Below are 19,106 nucleotides of genomic sequence, written 5' to 3' on the forward strand. Positions count from 1 at the left end.
AATATTGGCTTATAGTTAAGAAAAAGACGTAGAGGATTAAAAATGGCTACTGGAAAGATTGTCCAGATCATCGGTGCGGTGGTTGATGTCGAATTCCCAGAAGATGCAGTACCAAAGGTATATGATGCATTAGAAGTAGAAACCGGCGCTGAAAAATTAGTTCTGGAAGTTCAACAACAATTAGGTGGTGGTGTTGTTTGTTGTATCGCAATGGGATCATCTGATGGTTTAAGACGTGGACTTAAAGTAGTAAATACAGGTCACGGCATCGAAGTACCCGTCGGTACTAAAACACTTGGTCGTATAATGAACGTACTAGGTGATCCTGTTGATAAAGCAGGTCCAATTGGTGAAGAAGAGCGTTGGGCAATTCACCGAGCAGCACCAACTTATGAAGAACTAGCTAACTCGACTGAATTACTGGAAACGGGTATCAAAGTTATCGACTTAATTTGTCCATTTGCTAAAGGTGGTAAAGTTGGTCTGTTCGGTGGTGCAGGTGTTGGTAAAACTGTTAACATGATGGAATTAATCCGTAACATCGCTATCGAACATTCAGGCTACTCAGTATTTACCGGGGTAGGTGAACGTACTCGTGAAGGTAATGACTTCTATCACGAAATGAAAGAATCAAACGTACTTGATAAAGTATCGTTAGTATATGGTCAAATGAATGAGCCACCTGGAAACCGTTTACGTGTAGCGTTAACGGGCTTAACCATGGCTGAGAAATTCCGTGATGAAGGGAAAGATGTTCTTCTATTCATCGATAATATTTACCGTTATACCTTAGCTGGTACTGAAGTATCTGCGCTATTAGGTCGTATGCCTTCAGCGGTAGGTTACCAACCAACATTAGCAGAAGAGATGGGCTTGCTACAAGAGCGCATTACTTCAACTAAAACCGGTTCAATCACTTCAATTCAAGCGGTATACGTGCCAGCCGATGACCTGACTGACCCATCACCAGCAACAACTTTTGCTCACTTGGATGCAACGATCGTATTGAGTCGTCAAATTGCCTCATTAGGTATCTACCCTGCGGTGGATCCATTAGATTCAACCAGTCGTCAGTTAGATCCATTAGTTGTTGGTCAAGAACACTATGATTGTGCTCGTGGCGTTCAGTCAATTTTACAACGCTACCAAGAATTAAAAGATATCATTGCAATTCTTGGTATGGACGAATTATCAGAAGACGATAAATTAACCGTTGCTCGTGCACGTAAAATTCAACGCTTCTTATCTCAACCATTTTTCGTGGCGGAAGTATTTACAGGCTCACCAGGTAAATATGTACCATTGAAAGATACCATCAGTGCCTTTAAAGGAATTATGAATGGCGATTATGATCACATTCCGGAACAAGCATTCTATATGGTTGGTTCAATCGACGAAGTAATTGAGAAAGCGAAATCTCTCTAAGAGATTCATTGAACGGAGATAGTATTATGGCACTAACTTCCTATCAATTAGAAGTTGTTAGTGCTGAATCTCACCTATTTTCAGGTGATGTTCAGCGAATCAGAGTCACAGGTCAAGAAGGTGAACTTGGGATCTACCCTGGTCACACTCCCCTACTTACCATGATTAAACCGGGTATGGTAGGTATTGTCAAAGCAAATGGTGAAGAAGAGTTTATCTACCTTTCTGGTGGCGTATTAGAAGTTCAACCGAATATTGTGACAATCTTAGCTGATACCGCAATCCGCGGTGAAGACTTAGATGAAGCAAGAGCACAAGAAGCAGTAAGACAAGCGCAAGAACATATTAATCATCCAAGTGATGATATGTCATTTGCTCAAGCATCAGCAGAGTTATCAAAAGCTTTGGCAAAAATTCGCGTTATCGAATTAACACGCCGCATAGGGCAATAATTAGCTTTTTACTGTGTTAGCATAAAATAGAAGGTTACATCTTATTGATGTAACCTTCTATTTTATTACACTTTTTAAAGCAATAAAATTAACCCAGTCAAAATAACAATCACTGAAAATCAGTTTATTATCATTCGCTACTTGTATTACCAATTTTTATCTCTTTAACAAATCATGACTACCCATATATAACCATATAAATTTATTGATTAAATATCAAATATACCGCAAACCTCAGGATGATTCTACGCTATTATGCGATTGATAAACGATCCAAAAGAGACCCATTATATTAAAACTTTTATTCGCTTATCCCCCCCTGTCTAATACACTACAGCAAATGTCTATGCCAGATTCTGCAAATATTTTTCAAGGATACATTTATATTTATTTGAATAATCGTTATTTCGCTAAATACAATCAAAACGAATCGGCAATAGTCTTGATTTGTCTATATGTTAATAGAAGAGTTGAAGCTTTTAGTGCGATTTGGCACCCAAAAATATCATGTTAAGCTATGATAACCAGCTTAAACACTTAGTAAAAGCATAAATTGGCATGAGCCATAGTGTATTTGCTTAAGAGGCTTAAGAGAATATTGCCATTTTTGTTAAAGCCCTTATATAATTTAATATAAAATGAAATGTTATACACAAACGTTTGATTAACATAACTCATTATATATTATTAATATCTTTCTTTATTTTCTTGCTAAAACGTGGGTGTTATCTAAAACGTTTTGACAAAAATCTATCATACTATGTGATATTTATAATCTAATTGTTTAAAATTACTGTGCTAGATTTATTAGTCGCTATCGGCGATAATTTGAGTCAATTTATATAACATTAATGTGATCATGTTTACCATTTACCATTCCAATCAAGTTGATTTACTCAAGACACTGTTAAGTGAATTGATGCGCAGACAGCCATTAGAAGATATCTTTACACCCGATGTTGTGATGGTGCAAAGTCAAGGTATGGGACAATGGTTGCAAATTGCTTTAGCAGATGAACTGGGTATAGTAGCAAATGTTGATTTTCTTTTTCCGACCCAGTTTATTTGGCAACTTTATCAAAGTTTATTGCCTGATGCGCCAGTTGAAAACAGTTATAGTATTGAGACAATGACTTGGCGTTTGTATTATTTACTTCCACAAATTATTGAGCAAGGCGAATTTAACACACTTAAACATTATCTTAATATTGATAAGCAAGATCGAAAGCTTTATCAGTTAGCAACCCGCATTGCCCGCTTATTTGACCAATATTTGGTTTATCGTCCTGATTGGCTAGCAAAATGGGAAGCGAATCAAACTGTTGACGAACTCAATCATCATGCCGATGAAATTTGGCAAGCAGAATTATGGCGACAACTGATTGCAATTAGCCAGCCCTATCACCGTGCGAATATTTATCAACAAATGCTAGAAATTTTGTTAGATGATAATTTCGATAGCACTCGACTAAATCAGCTTCCCGAACGTATTTTTATTTTTGGTATCACCTCGCTACCACCTATTTATCTTTCCTTGCTATCAGCACTAGGGCTACATATTGATGTACATTTAATGTTTAATAATCCTTGTAAATGGTACTGGGGCGATATTGTCGAAAAACAGCTATCCGACATTTTAAATACACCGGATAAGATCCCAAATCCATTATTAACCTCGTGGGGAAAATTAGGTCGCGACAATTTATTTTTATTACAAGAATTTAATAGTAAACAAGATATTGAAGCCTTCGTCGATCAAGAACGCTCTTGCTTGTTACACGCTATTCAGCAAGATATTTTAGAACTTTATCATAATAATTCGAATAATAAACACCTCGCTATGTCCGATAAATCCATTTCGTTCCATATTTGTCATAGCGAACAACGTGAAGTCGAAATATTATACGATTATCTGTTATCGGTTTTTGATGCAAATCCTGACATTGAACTTCGCGATTGTATTGTGATGGTTTCAGATATTGATCGCTATGTACCTTATATTCGTGCCGTATTCGGTAATGCCAGTGGTGATCGTTATTTACCATTTACGATTTCTGACCAAAAGGCTCGTAATATCGATCCAATCGTTCAGGGATTTTTTGCTATTTTAAACTTTCCCAATAGTCGATTCACTGCAGAAGAGCTATTTAATTTACTGGAAATTCCCGCCATTGCTGAAAATTTTGCTATTAATGAATCACAATTAATTTTATTGCGAACATGGATTATCGAATCTGGTATCCGTTTTGGTCTGGAAAGTGCACACAGTTGGCTATTCGGACTTGAGCGATTATTGCTTGGTTATACCATGAATAGTGAACAAGGGGGTTGGCAACAAATTTTACCTTATGATGGTGCCACAGGATTAGATGCTGAGCTTATCGGTCAATTGGCTCAGTTCATTAAAGTTGTTCGTAAATGGTTTATGATACTAAATGAAGCCAAACCATTATCTGAATGGCAAGGTTATTGCCTTGAACTAATTAATGACTTTTTTAAGCATAATGAGCAACGCGATGCTCTTTTATTAATGATAGAAGATGAATGGGAACAATTAATTAATAGTGGCCTAACAGCTCAATTTACCGAACTTATTTCGATCACTGTTTTGCATGATGCAATGCAGGCTCGTTTAGAACAAAATCACTTAGCACATCGTTTTTTAGTCGGTAAAATCAATTTTTGTACTATGATGCCTATGCGATCTATTCCATTTAAAGTAGTTTGTTTGCTCGGTATGAATGATGGCGACTACCCAAGAACATCACTACCGCTGGATTTTGATTTAATTGCCAAATATCCAAGACGAGGCGATCGCAGTCGTCGAACTGATGATCGTTATCTATTTTTAGAAGCCATTTTATCCACTCAATATCAACTCTATATCAGTTATGTCGGACGTGATATGAAAGATAATAGCGAACGTTACCCATCCGTACTGGTTGATGAACTTTGGGAATATATTGTTCAATATTATGGTGAATCAACAAAAAACACAGAAAACAATATTGATTTTTTAAAAGTTTTTCACACTAGAACGCCATTTAATCCTTTAAACTTTTTACAAGAACCGAAAAGTTATGCCGATGAGTGGTTACCGGCTGCCTTGAAAAAAGGAGAAAGCCAAACATTCATTAGTCAAATACCAGCTATCAGTATTGATTGTATTAATCTTGATGAATTAAAACGTTTTTTTCAACACTCTATTCGGTTTTTTTTGCAAAAACGGTTTAATTTTTATGTCAGTTATCTTGATGATACTTTACCTGATGCCGAAAACTTTAATCTGGATAACTTAAAACGTTATCAACTCAATGTGCAAATTTTAAATCAATTAATTACTCAAACATCTAAAGATTCAAAAGTTCTTTATCAGCAATTAAGATTAACTGGTGAGCTGCCTGATGGCGCTTTTGGTGAGATCATTTATGATGAGCAAAGCGAAGCTATGCAATCTTTAGCAGATAAAATCTGTCAAGAACGGTTAGAGATGACCAGTGAGGAAGTCAATATAACAATTGAGGTAAATAATCAACATTACCCACTTCAAGGTTGGCTAACACATTTGCAATCCGATGGTATTTTAACTTGGCGACCATCAAAACTTTCAATTCGTGATGGTATTTCATTATGGATAGATCACTTGGTTTATTGCATTTTATACCGTGAGAAAGTTGATAGCCAAAGCCGCATTTATGGTCGTGATGATCAAGAATGGCGATTTTCGCATTTAGATGCCAACGAGGCATTAACTTACTTAACCCCACTAGTTGAAAGTTTTTTGCAAGGCATCAATCAACCGTTATTAATGCCAATTCAAAGTGCGTGGAATTGGTTAACCTTTGCTTATAATAAAAAAACAGGCGAAATTGTTGATAGTGATAGGGCTAAAAATCAGCTTATGAATACTTGGCAAGGGATTCTTTTTCAATCATCAGAATGCGACAGCTACTATGAACGTTTGTATCCTGAATTAACTGAAGAACAAGTTGAACAAATCATCGATTTTGCTAAGCAATTTTTATTGCCAATTTTATTACATCAAGTAACAGTAGAATAGGAGGCATTATGTTCATAGATACACACTGTCATTTCAATTTTCCTGCTTTTTTGACAGCGTTAGACAACTCAATGAATTGTATTCGACAAGCTAAAATTGCCAGTTTAATTATGCCTGCCATATCAGCAGATCATTTCAGTCAAATTCTGCAACTCACTGAGCAATATGATGAACTTTATGCCGCACTGGGCTTGCATCCTATCTATCAACATTCTCATACTGATCTTGAAAAATTATCCGATATCATTAGTACTTCTCCTAAAAAATTAGTTGCCATTGGCGAAATCGGCTTAGACCGTTATGACATTTCCGTAGATTGGCAACAACAACTTACTTTTTTTCGAGCTCAACTGGCGTTAGCTAACCGCTATGAATTACCCGTTTTAATTCATTCACGTAAAACTCATGATGTAATTTATCATGAGTTACATCAAGCTAATTTACCGTGTCGTGGCGTGATCCATGGTTTTTCCGGTAGCTATCAACAAGCAATGCAATTTATCAAATTAGGCTATTATATTGGTGTAGGTGGCGTAATAAGTTATGCTAGAGCAAATAAAACACGCCATGCCATTGCAAAGTTACCTCTCGAAAGCCTAGTATTAGAAACTGATGCCCCTGATATGCCTTTAAGCGGTCGACAAGGGCAAATAAACCGTCCTGAAAACATTGTCAATATATTTAATATTCTTTGTCAATTACGTATTGAAGATTCAGAACAAATATGTAGAACGATTCTAACAAATACCTTGACGCTATTTAGCAGAATTAATAATATGAAAATTCAAAACCAAGCACATCAATAACTTTTTAATTATTAATAGGTTAATTAGACACAAGGTGATGCTTTATGTTTCAACGCCGTAGTCGTATTTTTGTGCAAACCATTATTTCGCTTACTCGATTATTTCCGTTATGGGCAATTCTTTGCGCAATAGTTGCCTATTTATTACCTAATGCATTCCTTCCAGTTCGACCACAAACATCACACTTATTGATGTTTGTAATGTTTTCTATGGGAGTAACGTTAAGTATTAATGATTTTAAAAGAGTGGTGGCGAAACCTAAGGCAGTCATCATTTGTATCTTACTGCATTATATTGTTATGCCATTCACTGCTTTAATCTTATCTAAATTACTTACTATGCGACCTGAGTTATTAGTCGGGCTGGTTCTAGTTGGTAGCGTAGCTAGCGGTACAGCCTCCAATGTGATGATCTATCTAGCTAAAGGTGATGTGGCGTTGTCAGTTACTGTCTCATCAGTTTCAACTCTTATCGGTGTAGTGGTTACTCCAATTCTCACTCTTTTACTCGTTGGTACAACGGTTGAAGTTCCCGTTTGGGATATGTTAGTGCATCTTATCCAAATTGTTCTCATTCCTATTATTTAGGGAAACCCGTTAAAAATAAGAAAAAATCTAACAATTAATTGTGAATATTGTAAAATAACATTTACTCACTCTCTTACTTAATAATAATCGATATGAGAGTATAACCTTAGGATTTACTATGATCCTTCTCTTCCAGCATAACAATCAATTTTAGGCTGAAAAAATGAATAGCGAATTCCAGTTACCACCCTTTGTTTATCGAATATTACCTTGGATTGCTGCATTTGCATTTTTTATGCAATCACTTGATACCTCAATTTTAAATACGGCTTTGCCAACTATGGCTAAAGATCTCAAAGAATCACCGCTAAACATGCAATCAGCAGTAATATGTTATGCAATAACATTAGCGTTATTTATTCCAGTAAGCGGCTTTTTATCGGACCAATTCGGGACACGAAATATTTTTGTAATGGCTGTATCGCTTTTTACCTTAGGATCACTACTTTGTGCCTTGTCCAATTCATTATTTTTTTTAGATATATCACGGGTTATTCAAGGTGTCGGCGGATCAATGATGGTACCTGTTTCACGTTTAGTTTTGATTAAAGCATTTAAACGCAATGAGTTCTTAGCCGCGTTAAACACAGCAACGATTCCAGGTTTAATCGGTCCAGTACTAGGACCGGTTTTAGGAGGCTACCTTGTAGATATGGTAAGTTGGCACTGGATCTTTTTTATTAATTTACCAATTGGTATTGTCGGGATAATGATTAGCTTAAAATATATGCCTAATATAAAAGGCAAACGAATGCCTTTTGATTCATTTGGATTTATCTTTATCATTATCACTTTTATTAGTGCAACCCTTAGTGTTGAATGTTTAAATCAAGGTCAACAATATTATTTACCGCTGGGTCTTGCTGTCACTAGTCTAGTTTTTTTATTTATTTATCGCAGCTATGCAAAAAAGAAACAAGCCCCTCTATTTCCTCTCTCTTTATTTGATATACGAACGTTTAAAATAGGCATTATCGGTAATTTAGTCTGTCGATTAGGTATTTCTGGAGTGCCTTTTCTTATTCCTTTATTTCTACAAGTTGGTTTTGGTTATTCGGCAATTTTTGCTGGAATGATGCTCATGCCAATGGCAATTGCATCGATTTGTACAAGGTTTTTTATTACTCGGATTCTTGCTCGTTTAGGCTATCGTTTTGTACTAATGGCAAATACCATCTTAGCAGGAATTTTGATCCTTTTAATGTCATTATTAAATTTAACTACTCCTCTTTTGATATTAGGTGTTTTGCTATTTTGTATTGGAGGCATCAATTCAATGCAATTTACTTCAATGAACAGTATAACGTTAGCCAATTTACAAGGAGAAAGCACAAGTAGTGGTAATAGTTTAATGGCTGTCAATCAACAGTTAGCTATCAGTTTTGGTACTGGTTTTGGTGCTTTATTGGTAAGATTATTTGGTAAAACAACAACGACTATTCACGCTTTTCAATTAACCTTTGTTATACTAGGTATTGTAACTATGCTATCAAGCGTGATTTTTGCTCAATTAAAAAAACAAGATGGTCAGAATTTAACGGCTCGCCATTAAGCGACAAGGAGATAACGATTATGTTTCAGTATCAAATCATTCCAGTTACGGATTTTCAAGAAAATTGCAGTATTATCTGGTGTAACGAATCAAATGAGGCTGCTTTTATCGATCCCGGTGGAGAGCCAGAATTACTCAAGAAAGCGGTTGAAAAGCTCGGGGTTAATATCAAACAGATTTTATTAACACACGGTCATTTAGATCATGTGGGCGCCGCCACTGAATTAGCGAAACATTATGATGTTAAAATCTTTGGTCCTAGTCAAGAAGATGAGTTCTTATTTACAGCCTTACCACAACAATCTATGCAATTAGGTTTTCCTTATACCGAAAGTTTTTTACCCGATCGTTGGTTAAAAGAAGGGGATCAAATCCAAGTAGGAAATATCACCCTTGATGTGCTATTTTGTCCGGGACACACACCAGGTCATATCGTATTGATCAATAAGCAAGATAAACTGGCATTTGTCGGTGATGTACTTTTTAAAAATAGTATTGGACGCACAGATTTTCCACGTGGTAACCATTCTGATTTAATTTCGTCAATTAAAAACAAGTTATTGCCACTTGGTGAAGATTTTATTTTTGTGCCGGGACATGGCCCTATGTCCACATTTGGTAATGAGCAATACAATAACCCATATTTAGTTTAAACAATCCATTATTTCTTTTGTTATCACATTTTTTATATGAAAATGTGATAATGGATCTCGCCTTAACCATTATATAAGTAAACTTTTAAAATAAAAAATAGTTTACAACTTAAAACATTGCGCTATTATAACGCTATGATTTAGGTATTAAAGGTAGAAAACAATGAATAAACAAATGACGTCTTATTATCCAACATTTATCACAACAATGATTGATTTATCCTCATGGCAACGTAAGCTCTTGGCTACAACAAGTTCCGCATTACTGTTAGGTGTAGCAGCTAATGTAAGTATTCCAACCTACCCTGTGCCATTTACTTTACAATCATTAGCCGTATTGCTAATTGGCGCTTTTTTAGGTCGTAAACTCGGTGCATTAGCCATACTTCAATACCTGTTTTTAGGCGCAATGGGATTGCCACTGTTTGCCAATGGCAGCAGTGGATTTATGGCACTAGTATCGCCTTCTGCTGGTTATCTATATGGGTATGCATTTAGTGCTTATATTGCTGGATTTGCTGCCGAGAAAGGTTACGATCGTCGCTTTCTTTTAGGATTGATCGCCTTTGCTTGTGCCCATCAATTAATCTTTGTATTTGGCGTAACTTATTTAATGGGTTATTTACATATTTCACTTACTGAAGCATTACAAGTAGGTTATTTTCCTTTCGTAGGTGTTGATGCGCTCAAGTTTATCATTGCTACTTGTGTTATGTTTTCATTATGGCGTTATCATGCAAGAAAACACCGATAAAGATGCAAGTTGGTGATATCATTTTTCAATCTCAGAATGAGCAAAGCGAGTTTAATAAAGCAATTACTCATTCTGGTTCCTTGATGAATTCAAACGACATAATGAATCAAATAAACCATGTCGGCTTATATATTGGCAACGATCTGGTCATTGAAGCGACCCCAAAACATGGAGTTATTAAGCAACCTATTAAATCTTTTTTAGCAACAGCTCAATATAATTGGGTTGCAACTATTAACAATAACGTTGTCATTAAAAATGCATTAATTCGTGTTCAAGACTGTTTAGGATTACCCTATAACCATAGTTTTCGTTCAGATGCGAAAGGATTTTACTGTAGTCAACTTATTACTTATGCTTTTAAATATGAATCAGGTAAAGACTATTTCAACCTTTATCCTATGAACTTTAAGAATTTAACCACTGGTCAGATTCTCCCATATTGGATCAATTATTATCGAGAACTAAAACAAATGATCCCTCAAGGGGAGCTTGGATCACATCCACAACAACTATTAAGACAAAAGAAACTATTTAAGACTATCCTAACAATTAAATAATGATAATAAGTTAAAAATTAATCAAACAAAGAATTTCCGATAATTAACTATTGACATAACCCCAGTAAATCTATAATATGCACGCCACATTGGATTCCTCCATAGTTCAGTCGGTAGAACGGCGGACTGTTAATCCGTATGTCACAGGTTCAAGTCCTGTTGGAGGAGCCAACTTTTCACATTATTTCCATTTGTAGCGAAGATTTTTACCTTTCACTTCTTGCTTATTCTTATTAATCCCCATACTAAAAATTTTAATTAAACAAGTAAACAAAACTTACTGACTTGATACGATGATTTAATTTATCCGCTATAAAAATAATTAAAAAAAGTACCATAATCATCGTTGGTATAATTTTCTTCTAATATATTTGGTTTTCTTTTTATCATGCGATAGTCAAATAATCATTATTAGCATAATTAATATTGCTTTGTTAGCAAACTAAATCACATCAAACTATGAACATGAAAATATCAATTTTTCGTAACCTTTATTTATTCATGTCATTTAATTTAATTTAATTTAATTTTAAGATTATAAATTAACCACTTAGTTAAAATAATGATGAAGACGAGTTTATAGAAAAATAATGTTATTTTTCTTATTTTAAAAAATGGTTTAAACGATGTAATTAAAGATGAATATAACGGTACTCATCGAATTTATCATTACATATGCAATTATTGAAATACAAATATTTTGTTTTTATCCCTGTTATCGCTTAATATAGTGTTGAGTGTTTTTTTAAGATAATTAATATTAAATTTCTTATTTACTAATTTAATAATTTCAATATATTAGAGATCTATGCATATCCATTTTATTATTCATGAAGAATTTGAAACACCAGGCGCCTACGAACAATGGGCAAAAATACACCAACATACTATTAGTTATTCTCGCGTTTATCTTGGCGAAGCACTACCTGATAATATCAATCACATTGATTTTTTAATTATTATGGGTGGACCACAATCCCCGGCAACGACAAAGCAAGAATGTACGTATTTTGATTCATTAGCTGAACAAGCAGTAATTTTATCAGCAATTCAATCAGATAAAGTTGTTATTGGTGTTTGCTTAGGATCACAATTGATTGGTGAAGCATTAGGTGCCACTCATGAACACAGTCCAGAAAAAGAAATTGGCAAATTTCCAATTACATTAACTGATGTGGGCAAGCATCATTCTCTATTTACGCATTTCGGTGATAAATTAGCGGTAGGTCATTGGCACAATGATATGCCAGGATTAACTAAAGATGCTCAAATAATTGCTTATAGTGAAGGCTGTCCGCGGCAAATTATTGCTTACAGTAAATTCGTTTATGGTTTTCAATGTCATTTGGAGTTAACACACAAAGTAGTTGAAAAACTTATCTCTCATTCACTAAATGATCTCAATCAAGCTGCGAATTATCGCTTTGTTGATACACCAGATATGTTACGTAATCATGATTACAGCCAAATGAATTTAAAACTTTTTGTTTTTCTTGATAAGTTGAGTTTAGATTATCTATCAAGCCCAAAATAGATAGAAAGTTAACCATTAGGAAAATGAAATGACGCATGGCAATATTGTTCGAAAATCTCAATAATACAATTAGTTAAGATTAAAGCAAAATGAAAAGTATTTTATACTAAATATCTAATCCAATTGTGTTGTTGATAAAAAATACTTGTTGCTATCCCCATAAACAATAGGGTGTTATTTTTGTCACAAGTACTTAACCATGTTGATAGGTATCGATAATGTAATAAAATCACTAATTTTAGTTTAATAATTGAAAAACTTGATGGCCTTATCACTAAACTGAATCGACGCTTTTCAATCTAGCCATTCAAGCTCTATCGAGTTGATGAACAACGTTAAGAAAAAACCACTTATAAAATCCGGTAATGATAATGCTTTTATCTATTATCATTAATAAAAATCAGTTTGATTTAAAATTAATGTAGATGATTTAAATCTTTTTTGCTTTAATTCAAACGTTGTACTGTGTTTAAAAATATAGCTATTGCTTAGATAGTCATGAACTATCTAAATAATAGTTTGTGGGCACCAGTAATAGCTCGTATACTTTTAGCATAAAAAGTTAAAAAAACTCAATAAATGAAAGGAGCAATTTCATGGCTTATACATTACCCCCTCTACCCTATGCTTATGATGCTTTAGAGCCTTATATTGATACTGAAACCATGCATCTTCATCATGATAAACATCATCAAACTTATGTAAACAATGCTAACGCTTTATTAGAATCGTTACCTACTGAAGTTAAAGATTTTTGTCCTGAAACTTTACTAAAAAATCTAGATAAAGTCCCATCTGACAAAGTTACCGGTCTTAAAAACAACGTTGGTGGTCATGTTAATCACACTTTGTTCTGGGAGTTGTTAAAAGTCGGAACTGAACTCAAAGGTGAGTTGAAAACGGCCATTGAAAAAGATTTTGGTTCAATTGATGCTTTTAAAGAGAAATTTTCTGCTGCTGCAGCAACCCGCTTTGGTTCAGGTTGGGCTTGGTTAGTACTCAAGAATGGTAAGCTTGAGGTTGTTTCTACGGCTAACCAAGATTCACCAATTATGGGTGAAAAATTTGCTGGTGTATCTGGCACACCAATTTTGGCTCTTGACGTTTGGGAACATGCTTACTATTTAAAATATCAAAACCGTCGTGCCGATTACATTGGTGCATTTTGGAATGTCATTAATTGGGATAAAGTTGCTGAGTTATACGCAGAAGCTAAAAAATAATTTTTATCGATCATTTTATCCAAATTACTTCATAATGACGCCTCTCGCGTCATTATGAGTTTTTAGTAATGATTCTTTACTATTGTGCCGATATCACGATTAACTCATTGTTAGAACTTGAACTGTTTTTTATTCATGTTCACTTCTTTTTGATAATGTTATTTTATCTTCCACTTTGTTGGATAAAATTATTGAATCACCATACACCAAGCCTAAATTGGTAATTGCTAAATTATACTTAAATCCGCTACAATGAAAGCTTATCTAAAAATCATAAACTGAGTATCCAATTTAAAACATGTTTGAAATTAATCCGGTTAAATCAAAAATAGCAGAACTTACCGAACGCAGTGCTGTGATTCGGGGGTATCTTTGACTATGATCTAAAAAAAGAACGACTAGAAGAAGTCAACGCCGAATTAGAGCAATCTGAAGTCTGGGCAAATCCTGAAAAAGCACAAGCTTTAGGTAAAGAACGAGTAACACTTGAAGATATCATTAATACCATTAATTCATTAGAGCAAGGGCTTGACGATGTCGAAGGCTTGCTTGAGCTTGCTGTTGAAGCTGAAGATCAAGACACTTTTGATGAAGCCAATTTAGAACTTGAACAATTAGAAAAAAAACTAGCCGGGCTTGAATTCCGCCGTATGTTTTCAGGTGATTATGATAGTGCTGACTGTTATTTGGATATCCAATCGGGTTCAGGTGGTACTGAAGCACAAGATTGGGCAGAAATGCTACTCAGAATGTATTTGCGCTGGGCCGAATCAAAAGGTTTCACAACCGAAGTAATGGAAGTATCCGATGGTGATGTTGCTGGTATAAAATCAGCGACAATTAAGGTATCTGGCGATTATGCTTATGGTTGGTTGCGCACCGAAACAGGAGTTCACCGCTTAGTACGTAAAAGTCCATTTGATTCAGGTAACCGCCGTCATACATCATTTGCATCAGTCTTTGTCTACCCTGAAATTGATGATAATATTGATATTGATATCAACCCTACCGATCTCCGTATTGATGTTTATCGTGCATCCGGTGCGGGTGGTCAGCATGTTAATAGAACTGAATCAGCGGTACGCATTACACATATTCCAACTGGCATAGTAACACAATGTCAAAATAATCGTTCTCAGCACAGTAATAAAGATCAAGCCATAAAGCAGTTAAAAGCTAAATTGTATGAGCTTGAAATGCAGAAAAAAAATGCAGAAAAACAGCAGATGGAAGACAATAAATCCGATATCGGTTGGGGCAGTCAAATTCGTTCATATGTCCTTGATGACTCAAGGATTAAAGATTTACGTACTGGTGTAGAAACACGCAATACTCAAGCCGTTTTAGACGGTGATTTAGATCAATTTATTGAAGAAAGCTTAAAAGCAGGTTTATAACCCTGCTTGGTGATAAAGAAAAGGTAAAATTATGTCAACACAGCAAGAGCAACAAAACCCTATTGAAGAGTTAAATAACGAGCTTACAATACGTCGTGAAAAGCTTGCACATATTCGTGAGCAAGGTATTGCTTTCCCTAATGACTTTCGCCGTGACGCAATTTCAAGCGATCTTCATAAATTGTATGATGATAAAACTAACGAAGAATTAATTGAAAATAAAATTATTGTAACCGTTGCGGGTCGAATGATGATGCGCCGTATTATGGGTAAAGCCTCATTTGTATCATTACAAGATGTTGCAGGGCAAATCCAACTTTATGTTACTCGTGATGATCTACCTGAAAACTTTTATAATGAACAATTCAAAAAATGGGATCTTGGTGACATCGTTGGTGCTAAAGGCTACTTATTCAAAACCAAAACAGGTGAACTATCAATCCACTGTGAAGAAATCCGCCTACTAACAAAAGCATTACGCCCATTACCCGATAAATTCCACGGCTTAGCAGATCAAGAAATGCGCTATCGTCAACGTTACCTTGATTTAATTACTAATCAACAATCACGTGACACCTTTATTGCGCGCTCAAAAGTGGTAACTGAAATTCGTAACTTCATGTTAGAAAACCACTTTATGGAAGTTGAAACCCCGATGATGCAAGTCATCCCAGGTGGTGCATCAGCCAAACCATTTATTACGCACCATAATGCGCTTGATCTAGACATGTATTTACGAATTGCGCCAGAACTTTACTTAAAACGTCTAGTGGTAGGTGGATTTGAGCGTGTATTTGAAATCAACCGCAATTTCCGAAACGAAGGGGTATCGCCAAGACATAATCCTGAATTTACCATGATGGAAATGTACATGGCTTATGCCGATTATAAAGATTTGATTGTATTAACTGAAGCGTTATTCCGTCGTTTAGCCATTGCCGTGACGGGGAATGCAGTAGTGCAATATGGCGAACACACTTTTGATTTCGGCAAACCATTTATCAAAATGACCATGCGTGAAGCAATCTGCCATTATCGTCCAGAAACTAACAATGCTGATTTAGATGATTTTGACAAAGCCTGTGCGATTGCAAAAGCCGTAGGAATCAAAGTGGAAAAAGGCTGGGGACTTGGTCGAGTGGTAACTGAAATATTTGAAGAAGTGGCTGAAGCTAACCTTATTCAACCAACATTTATCACCGAATACCCGGCAGAAGTCTCACCACTTGCTCGTCGAAACGATGAAAACCCATTTGTAACAGACCGCTTTGAATTCTTTATTGGTGGACGTGAAATTGGTAACGGCTTTTCAGAACTTAATGATGCTGAAGATCAAGCACAACGTTTTGCTGATCAAGTATCACAAAAAGATGCAGGAGATGATGAAGCGATGTTTTATGATGATGATTATATCACAGCACTTGAACATGGTTTACCGCCAACGGCAGGACTCGGTATTGGTATCGATCGTACTGTGATGTTATTTACTAACAGCCATACCATTCGTGACGTAATTCTATTCCCGACCATGCGCCCAATAAAATAAAATTTTTTACTTTAATAAACCTCACTTATTTTATAATAAGTGAGGTTTTATACTCAAACGTATAGTTAACCTCAAACTTTTTTACAAGATTTATTCTTTATTCTAATAAAAATTAATGGATATTACCTTTATTCAACTGTTTCCCATTTAATTAAAATCATATAATTACGTTAAATGTTTTTGTTCACAGTAATCAATTAAATTAAATTAAAGTAAAATACAATTAATCATACTAACTCAAAACTTCACAAATCATGCTTACAGCCTTTTAACCATTATCTTTAAAATCAATGAGTCAATAATTAATCATAATAATTAAATTTGCTAATTCATCTATTAAAAACCATGGTTAACGTTCCTAATCAATATTGATTAAGTTATTTTTTAATAATAAAAGAAAAAGTTTAACTAAAGATCTTTATCGAAGACTTAAACTTTTTAAAAGAAAGTCATCACTGACATAAAGTCACGGCGATATTAATAAAATAGTCTGTTATAAGAAAAAAGAATAACCGTTCATGATGTTCTTCATAAACGGTCTATTAATTTAGATTAACCAACATTGGTTGGTTTAGTGTGATGAGGTAAAATTAAATTTAATACGATAGCTAAAATGCCACACAAGCTAATTCCTTGAAGGGCATACGAGCCAAAATCAAAAATCATTCCACCAATACCAAAGACTAAAACTAACGAAACAATACACATATTACGGGAAACGGATAAATCCACTTTATGTTTGACTAAAATATTAATGCCTACCGATGCAATTGATCCAAACAAGAGTACCATAATGCCCCCCATAACTACTGTTGGAATAGAGCTTAAAAAAGCGCCAATCTTTCCAACAAAAGACATTAAAATCGCCCAAATTGCAGCCCACGTCATCACTCTTGTTTTAAAATTACGAGTTAATGTTACTGCACCAATAACTTCAGCGTAAGTAATACAAGGTGGACCTCCAAAAAATCCAGCAGTAGAAGTTGCCAATCCATCACCTAACAAAGTACGTTGTAAGCCGGGTTCACGGGTATAATCTTTACCAGTAACAGAACTAATTGCCATAATATCACCTACATGTTCGATAGTTGGTGCGATAACAATTGGAATCATATATAAAATAGACTGCCATTGAAATGTTGGAAACGTGAAATCAGGAACTTTAAACCAAGGAGCATCAATAACAGGTTGAAAATTGACAATACCAAATAAGCAGGAAAATACATACCCTACGATGATACCGGCAATAATAGGCACTAATTTAAAAAAACCTTTTGCCCAAATCGCCATAGCTAAGGTAGTGATTAGTGATGCCATTGAAATAATAATTAACTGATAATTTTCAGCCATTAAGCCACTATCTTTACCCATTGCCATGCCGACAGCAACAGGGGCCAGCGATAATCCAATAACCATAATAATAGGACCCGTCACCACTGGTGGTAAAATTCGATTAATGACATTATTTCCGTTAATTTTTACTAAAAAAGCAAAAAACATAAACACAAAACCGGCAGCAACTAAACCTCCTAGCGTTGCCGGTATTCCCCACTGTGCTACACCAAAAGAAATCGGCGCAATAAAAGCAAAGGAAGAAGCTAAAAATACTGGTACTTTTCCTTTAGTAGTAAGTTGAAACAATAACGTTCCAACACCAGCTGTAAAAAGTGCGACATTGGGGTTTAATCCAGTTAATAAAGGAACTAAAACTAATGCACCAAATGCGACAAATAACATTTGAGCACCAGTGAAAATATCCTGCCATGAAAATTTAGACAGAGGGGCATCATGCTTTACTTCATCTATTGTGATTTTTACCACGTTGACAATCTCCTTTTCAACTTAATCTGTAGCTCATAAAGAATTTGATAATTAATTAACAGGCATAAAAAAACCGGATAAACCGGTCTAAAATTTGAAATTTTATTTGGTGCCAAATATCTTGTCTCCGGCATCACCAAGCCCAGGTAAGATGTAGCCTTTATCATTCAATCTTTCATCAATTGAAGCGGTATAAAGTTCCACATCTGGATGCGCCTGCTCAAGCGTTTTAATTCCTTCTGGAGCAGCAACTAAAACCAATACTTTGATATTTTTACAACCCGCTTTCTTAAGCAGATCAATAGTTGCAACCATTGAACCACCGGTTGCAAGCATTGGATCAACAACCAAAGCCATTCGTTCTTCAATATCAGAAGTTAATTTTTGGAAATAAGGCACAGGTTCAAGAGTTTCCTCATTACGATAAAAACCAACGACGCTAATTCTTGCACTAGGTACATGTTCCAATACACCATCCATCATGCCTAAACCTGCACGCAAAATTGGCACTACAGTAATTTTTTTGCCTTTAATGCGTTCTACCTGAACTGGACCACACCAACCTTCTATGGTTACAGTTTCGGTCGGTAGATTTGCCGTTGCTTCATAAGTTAATAAGCTGCCTACTTCACTGGCAAGGTCACGGAAATCTTTTGTGCTAATATCACTTTCACGCATTAAGCCGATTTTATGACGTACAAGAGGGTGTTTTACTTCAACAATTTTCATGGGGGCC

General features: G+C 35.2%; 15 protein-coding genes and 1 tRNA gene. 14 read left to right on the plus strand and 2 right to left on the minus strand.

Annotated features, from left to right (window positions below):
• Positions 1 to 42 precede the first annotated feature (42 nt).
• From atpD to lysS, 14 genes are all read left to right on the plus strand, one after another.
• Positions 43 to 1,425 (plus strand): F0F1 ATP synthase subunit beta, encoded by a 1,383-nt coding sequence (gene atpD / locus J4T76_RS04605; protein WP_267340224.1) that lies wholly within the window; start codon positions 43 to 45, stop codon positions 1,423 to 1,425.
• Between the two features lie 26 nt (positions 1,426 to 1,451).
• Positions 1,452 to 1,877 carry a F0F1 ATP synthase subunit epsilon gene (locus tag J4T76_RS04610; protein WP_267340223.1) on the plus strand — a complete coding sequence of 142 codons (426 nt, stop codon included), beginning with the start codon at positions 1,452 to 1,454 and terminating at the stop codon, positions 1,875 to 1,877.
• An 859-nt stretch (positions 1,878 to 2,736) separates the two neighbouring features.
• Complete coding sequence (gene recC / locus J4T76_RS04615; protein WP_267340221.1) at positions 2,737 to 5,937, plus strand: exodeoxyribonuclease V subunit gamma; 3,201 nt, start codon at positions 2,737 to 2,739, stop codon at positions 5,935 to 5,937.
• An 8-nt stretch (positions 5,938 to 5,945) separates the two neighbouring features.
• Positions 5,946 to 6,743 carry a TatD family hydrolase gene (locus J4T76_RS04620; protein ID WP_267340220.1) on the plus strand — a complete coding sequence of 266 codons (798 nt, stop codon included), beginning with the start codon at positions 5,946 to 5,948 and terminating at the stop codon, positions 6,741 to 6,743.
• A 44-nt stretch (positions 6,744 to 6,787) separates the two neighbouring features.
• Positions 6,788 to 7,330 carry a bile acid:sodium symporter family protein gene (locus tag J4T76_RS04625; protein WP_274460535.1) on the plus strand — a complete coding sequence of 181 codons (543 nt, stop codon included), beginning with the start codon at positions 6,788 to 6,790 and terminating at the stop codon, positions 7,328 to 7,330.
• 163 nt (positions 7,331 to 7,493) lie between these two features.
• On the plus strand, positions 7,494 to 8,882 hold the full coding sequence (locus J4T76_RS04630) for an MFS transporter (RefSeq protein ID WP_267340219.1): 1,389 nt from the start codon (positions 7,494 to 7,496) through the stop codon (positions 8,880 to 8,882).
• A gap of 20 nt (positions 8,883 to 8,902) precedes the next feature.
• Complete coding sequence (locus tag J4T76_RS04635) at positions 8,903 to 9,535, plus strand: MBL fold metallo-hydrolase (protein WP_267340217.1); 633 nt, start codon at positions 8,903 to 8,905, stop codon at positions 9,533 to 9,535.
• Positions 9,536 to 9,698: 163 nt separating this feature from the next.
• Positions 9,699 to 10,289 (plus strand): biotin transporter BioY, encoded by a 591-nt coding sequence (locus tag J4T76_RS04640; protein WP_267340215.1) that lies wholly within the window; start codon positions 9,699 to 9,701, stop codon positions 10,287 to 10,289.
• Positions 10,259 to 10,849 carry a YiiX/YebB-like N1pC/P60 family cysteine hydrolase gene (locus J4T76_RS04645; RefSeq protein WP_267340214.1) on the plus strand — a complete coding sequence of 197 codons (591 nt, stop codon included), beginning with the start codon at positions 10,259 to 10,261 and terminating at the stop codon, positions 10,847 to 10,849. Before J4T76_RS04640 ends, J4T76_RS04645 begins: the two co-directional genes overlap by 31 nt.
• Before the next feature lie 95 nt (positions 10,850 to 10,944).
• A tRNA-Asn gene (locus tag J4T76_RS04650) sits at positions 10,945 to 11,020 on the plus strand.
• A gap of 637 nt (positions 11,021 to 11,657) precedes the next feature.
• Positions 11,658 to 12,383, plus strand: coding sequence for a type 1 glutamine amidotransferase (locus J4T76_RS04655; RefSeq protein ID WP_267340213.1), 726 nt, complete (start codon positions 11,658 to 11,660; stop codon positions 12,381 to 12,383).
• 596 nt (positions 12,384 to 12,979) lie between these two features.
• Entirely contained in the window at positions 12,980 to 13,606 is a 627-nt protein-coding gene (locus J4T76_RS04660) for a Fe-Mn family superoxide dismutase (RefSeq protein WP_267340212.1), read from the plus strand.
• A gap of 298 nt (positions 13,607 to 13,904) precedes the next feature.
• A protein-coding gene (prfB, locus tag J4T76_RS04665) for a peptide chain release factor 2 (protein WP_324123788.1) occupies positions 13,905 to 15,003 on the plus strand; the annotation gives its coding sequence in 2 pieces (ribosomal slippage) (positions 13,905 to 13,979 and positions 13,981 to 15,003; 1,098 coding nt in all).
• A 31-nt stretch (positions 15,004 to 15,034) separates the two neighbouring features.
• Positions 15,035 to 16,549 (plus strand): lysine--tRNA ligase, encoded by a 1,515-nt coding sequence (gene lysS, locus J4T76_RS04670; protein WP_267340211.1) that lies wholly within the window; start codon positions 15,035 to 15,037, stop codon positions 16,547 to 16,549.
• A 552-nt stretch (positions 16,550 to 17,101) separates the two neighbouring features.
• On the opposite strand, the gene J4T76_RS04675 is transcribed toward lysS, so the two are convergent.
• Positions 17,102 to 18,286, minus strand: coding sequence for a uracil-xanthine permease family protein (locus J4T76_RS04675; protein ID WP_443135237.1), 1,185 nt, complete (start codon positions 18,284 to 18,286; stop codon positions 17,102 to 17,104).
• A 186-nt stretch (positions 18,287 to 18,472) separates the two neighbouring features.
• The gene (gene upp, locus J4T76_RS04680; RefSeq protein WP_267340208.1) at positions 18,473 to 19,099 is read right to left on the minus strand and encodes a uracil phosphoribosyltransferase; all 627 of its coding nucleotides are present in this window, start codon (positions 19,097 to 19,099) and stop codon (positions 18,473 to 18,475) included.
• Positions 19,100 to 19,106 lie beyond the last annotated feature (7 nt).

Origin of the sequence: Gilliamella sp. B3022 (assembly GCF_028751545.1) — a bacterium.
Taxonomy (GTDB): domain Bacteria; phylum Pseudomonadota; class Gammaproteobacteria; order Enterobacterales; family Orbaceae; genus Gilliamella.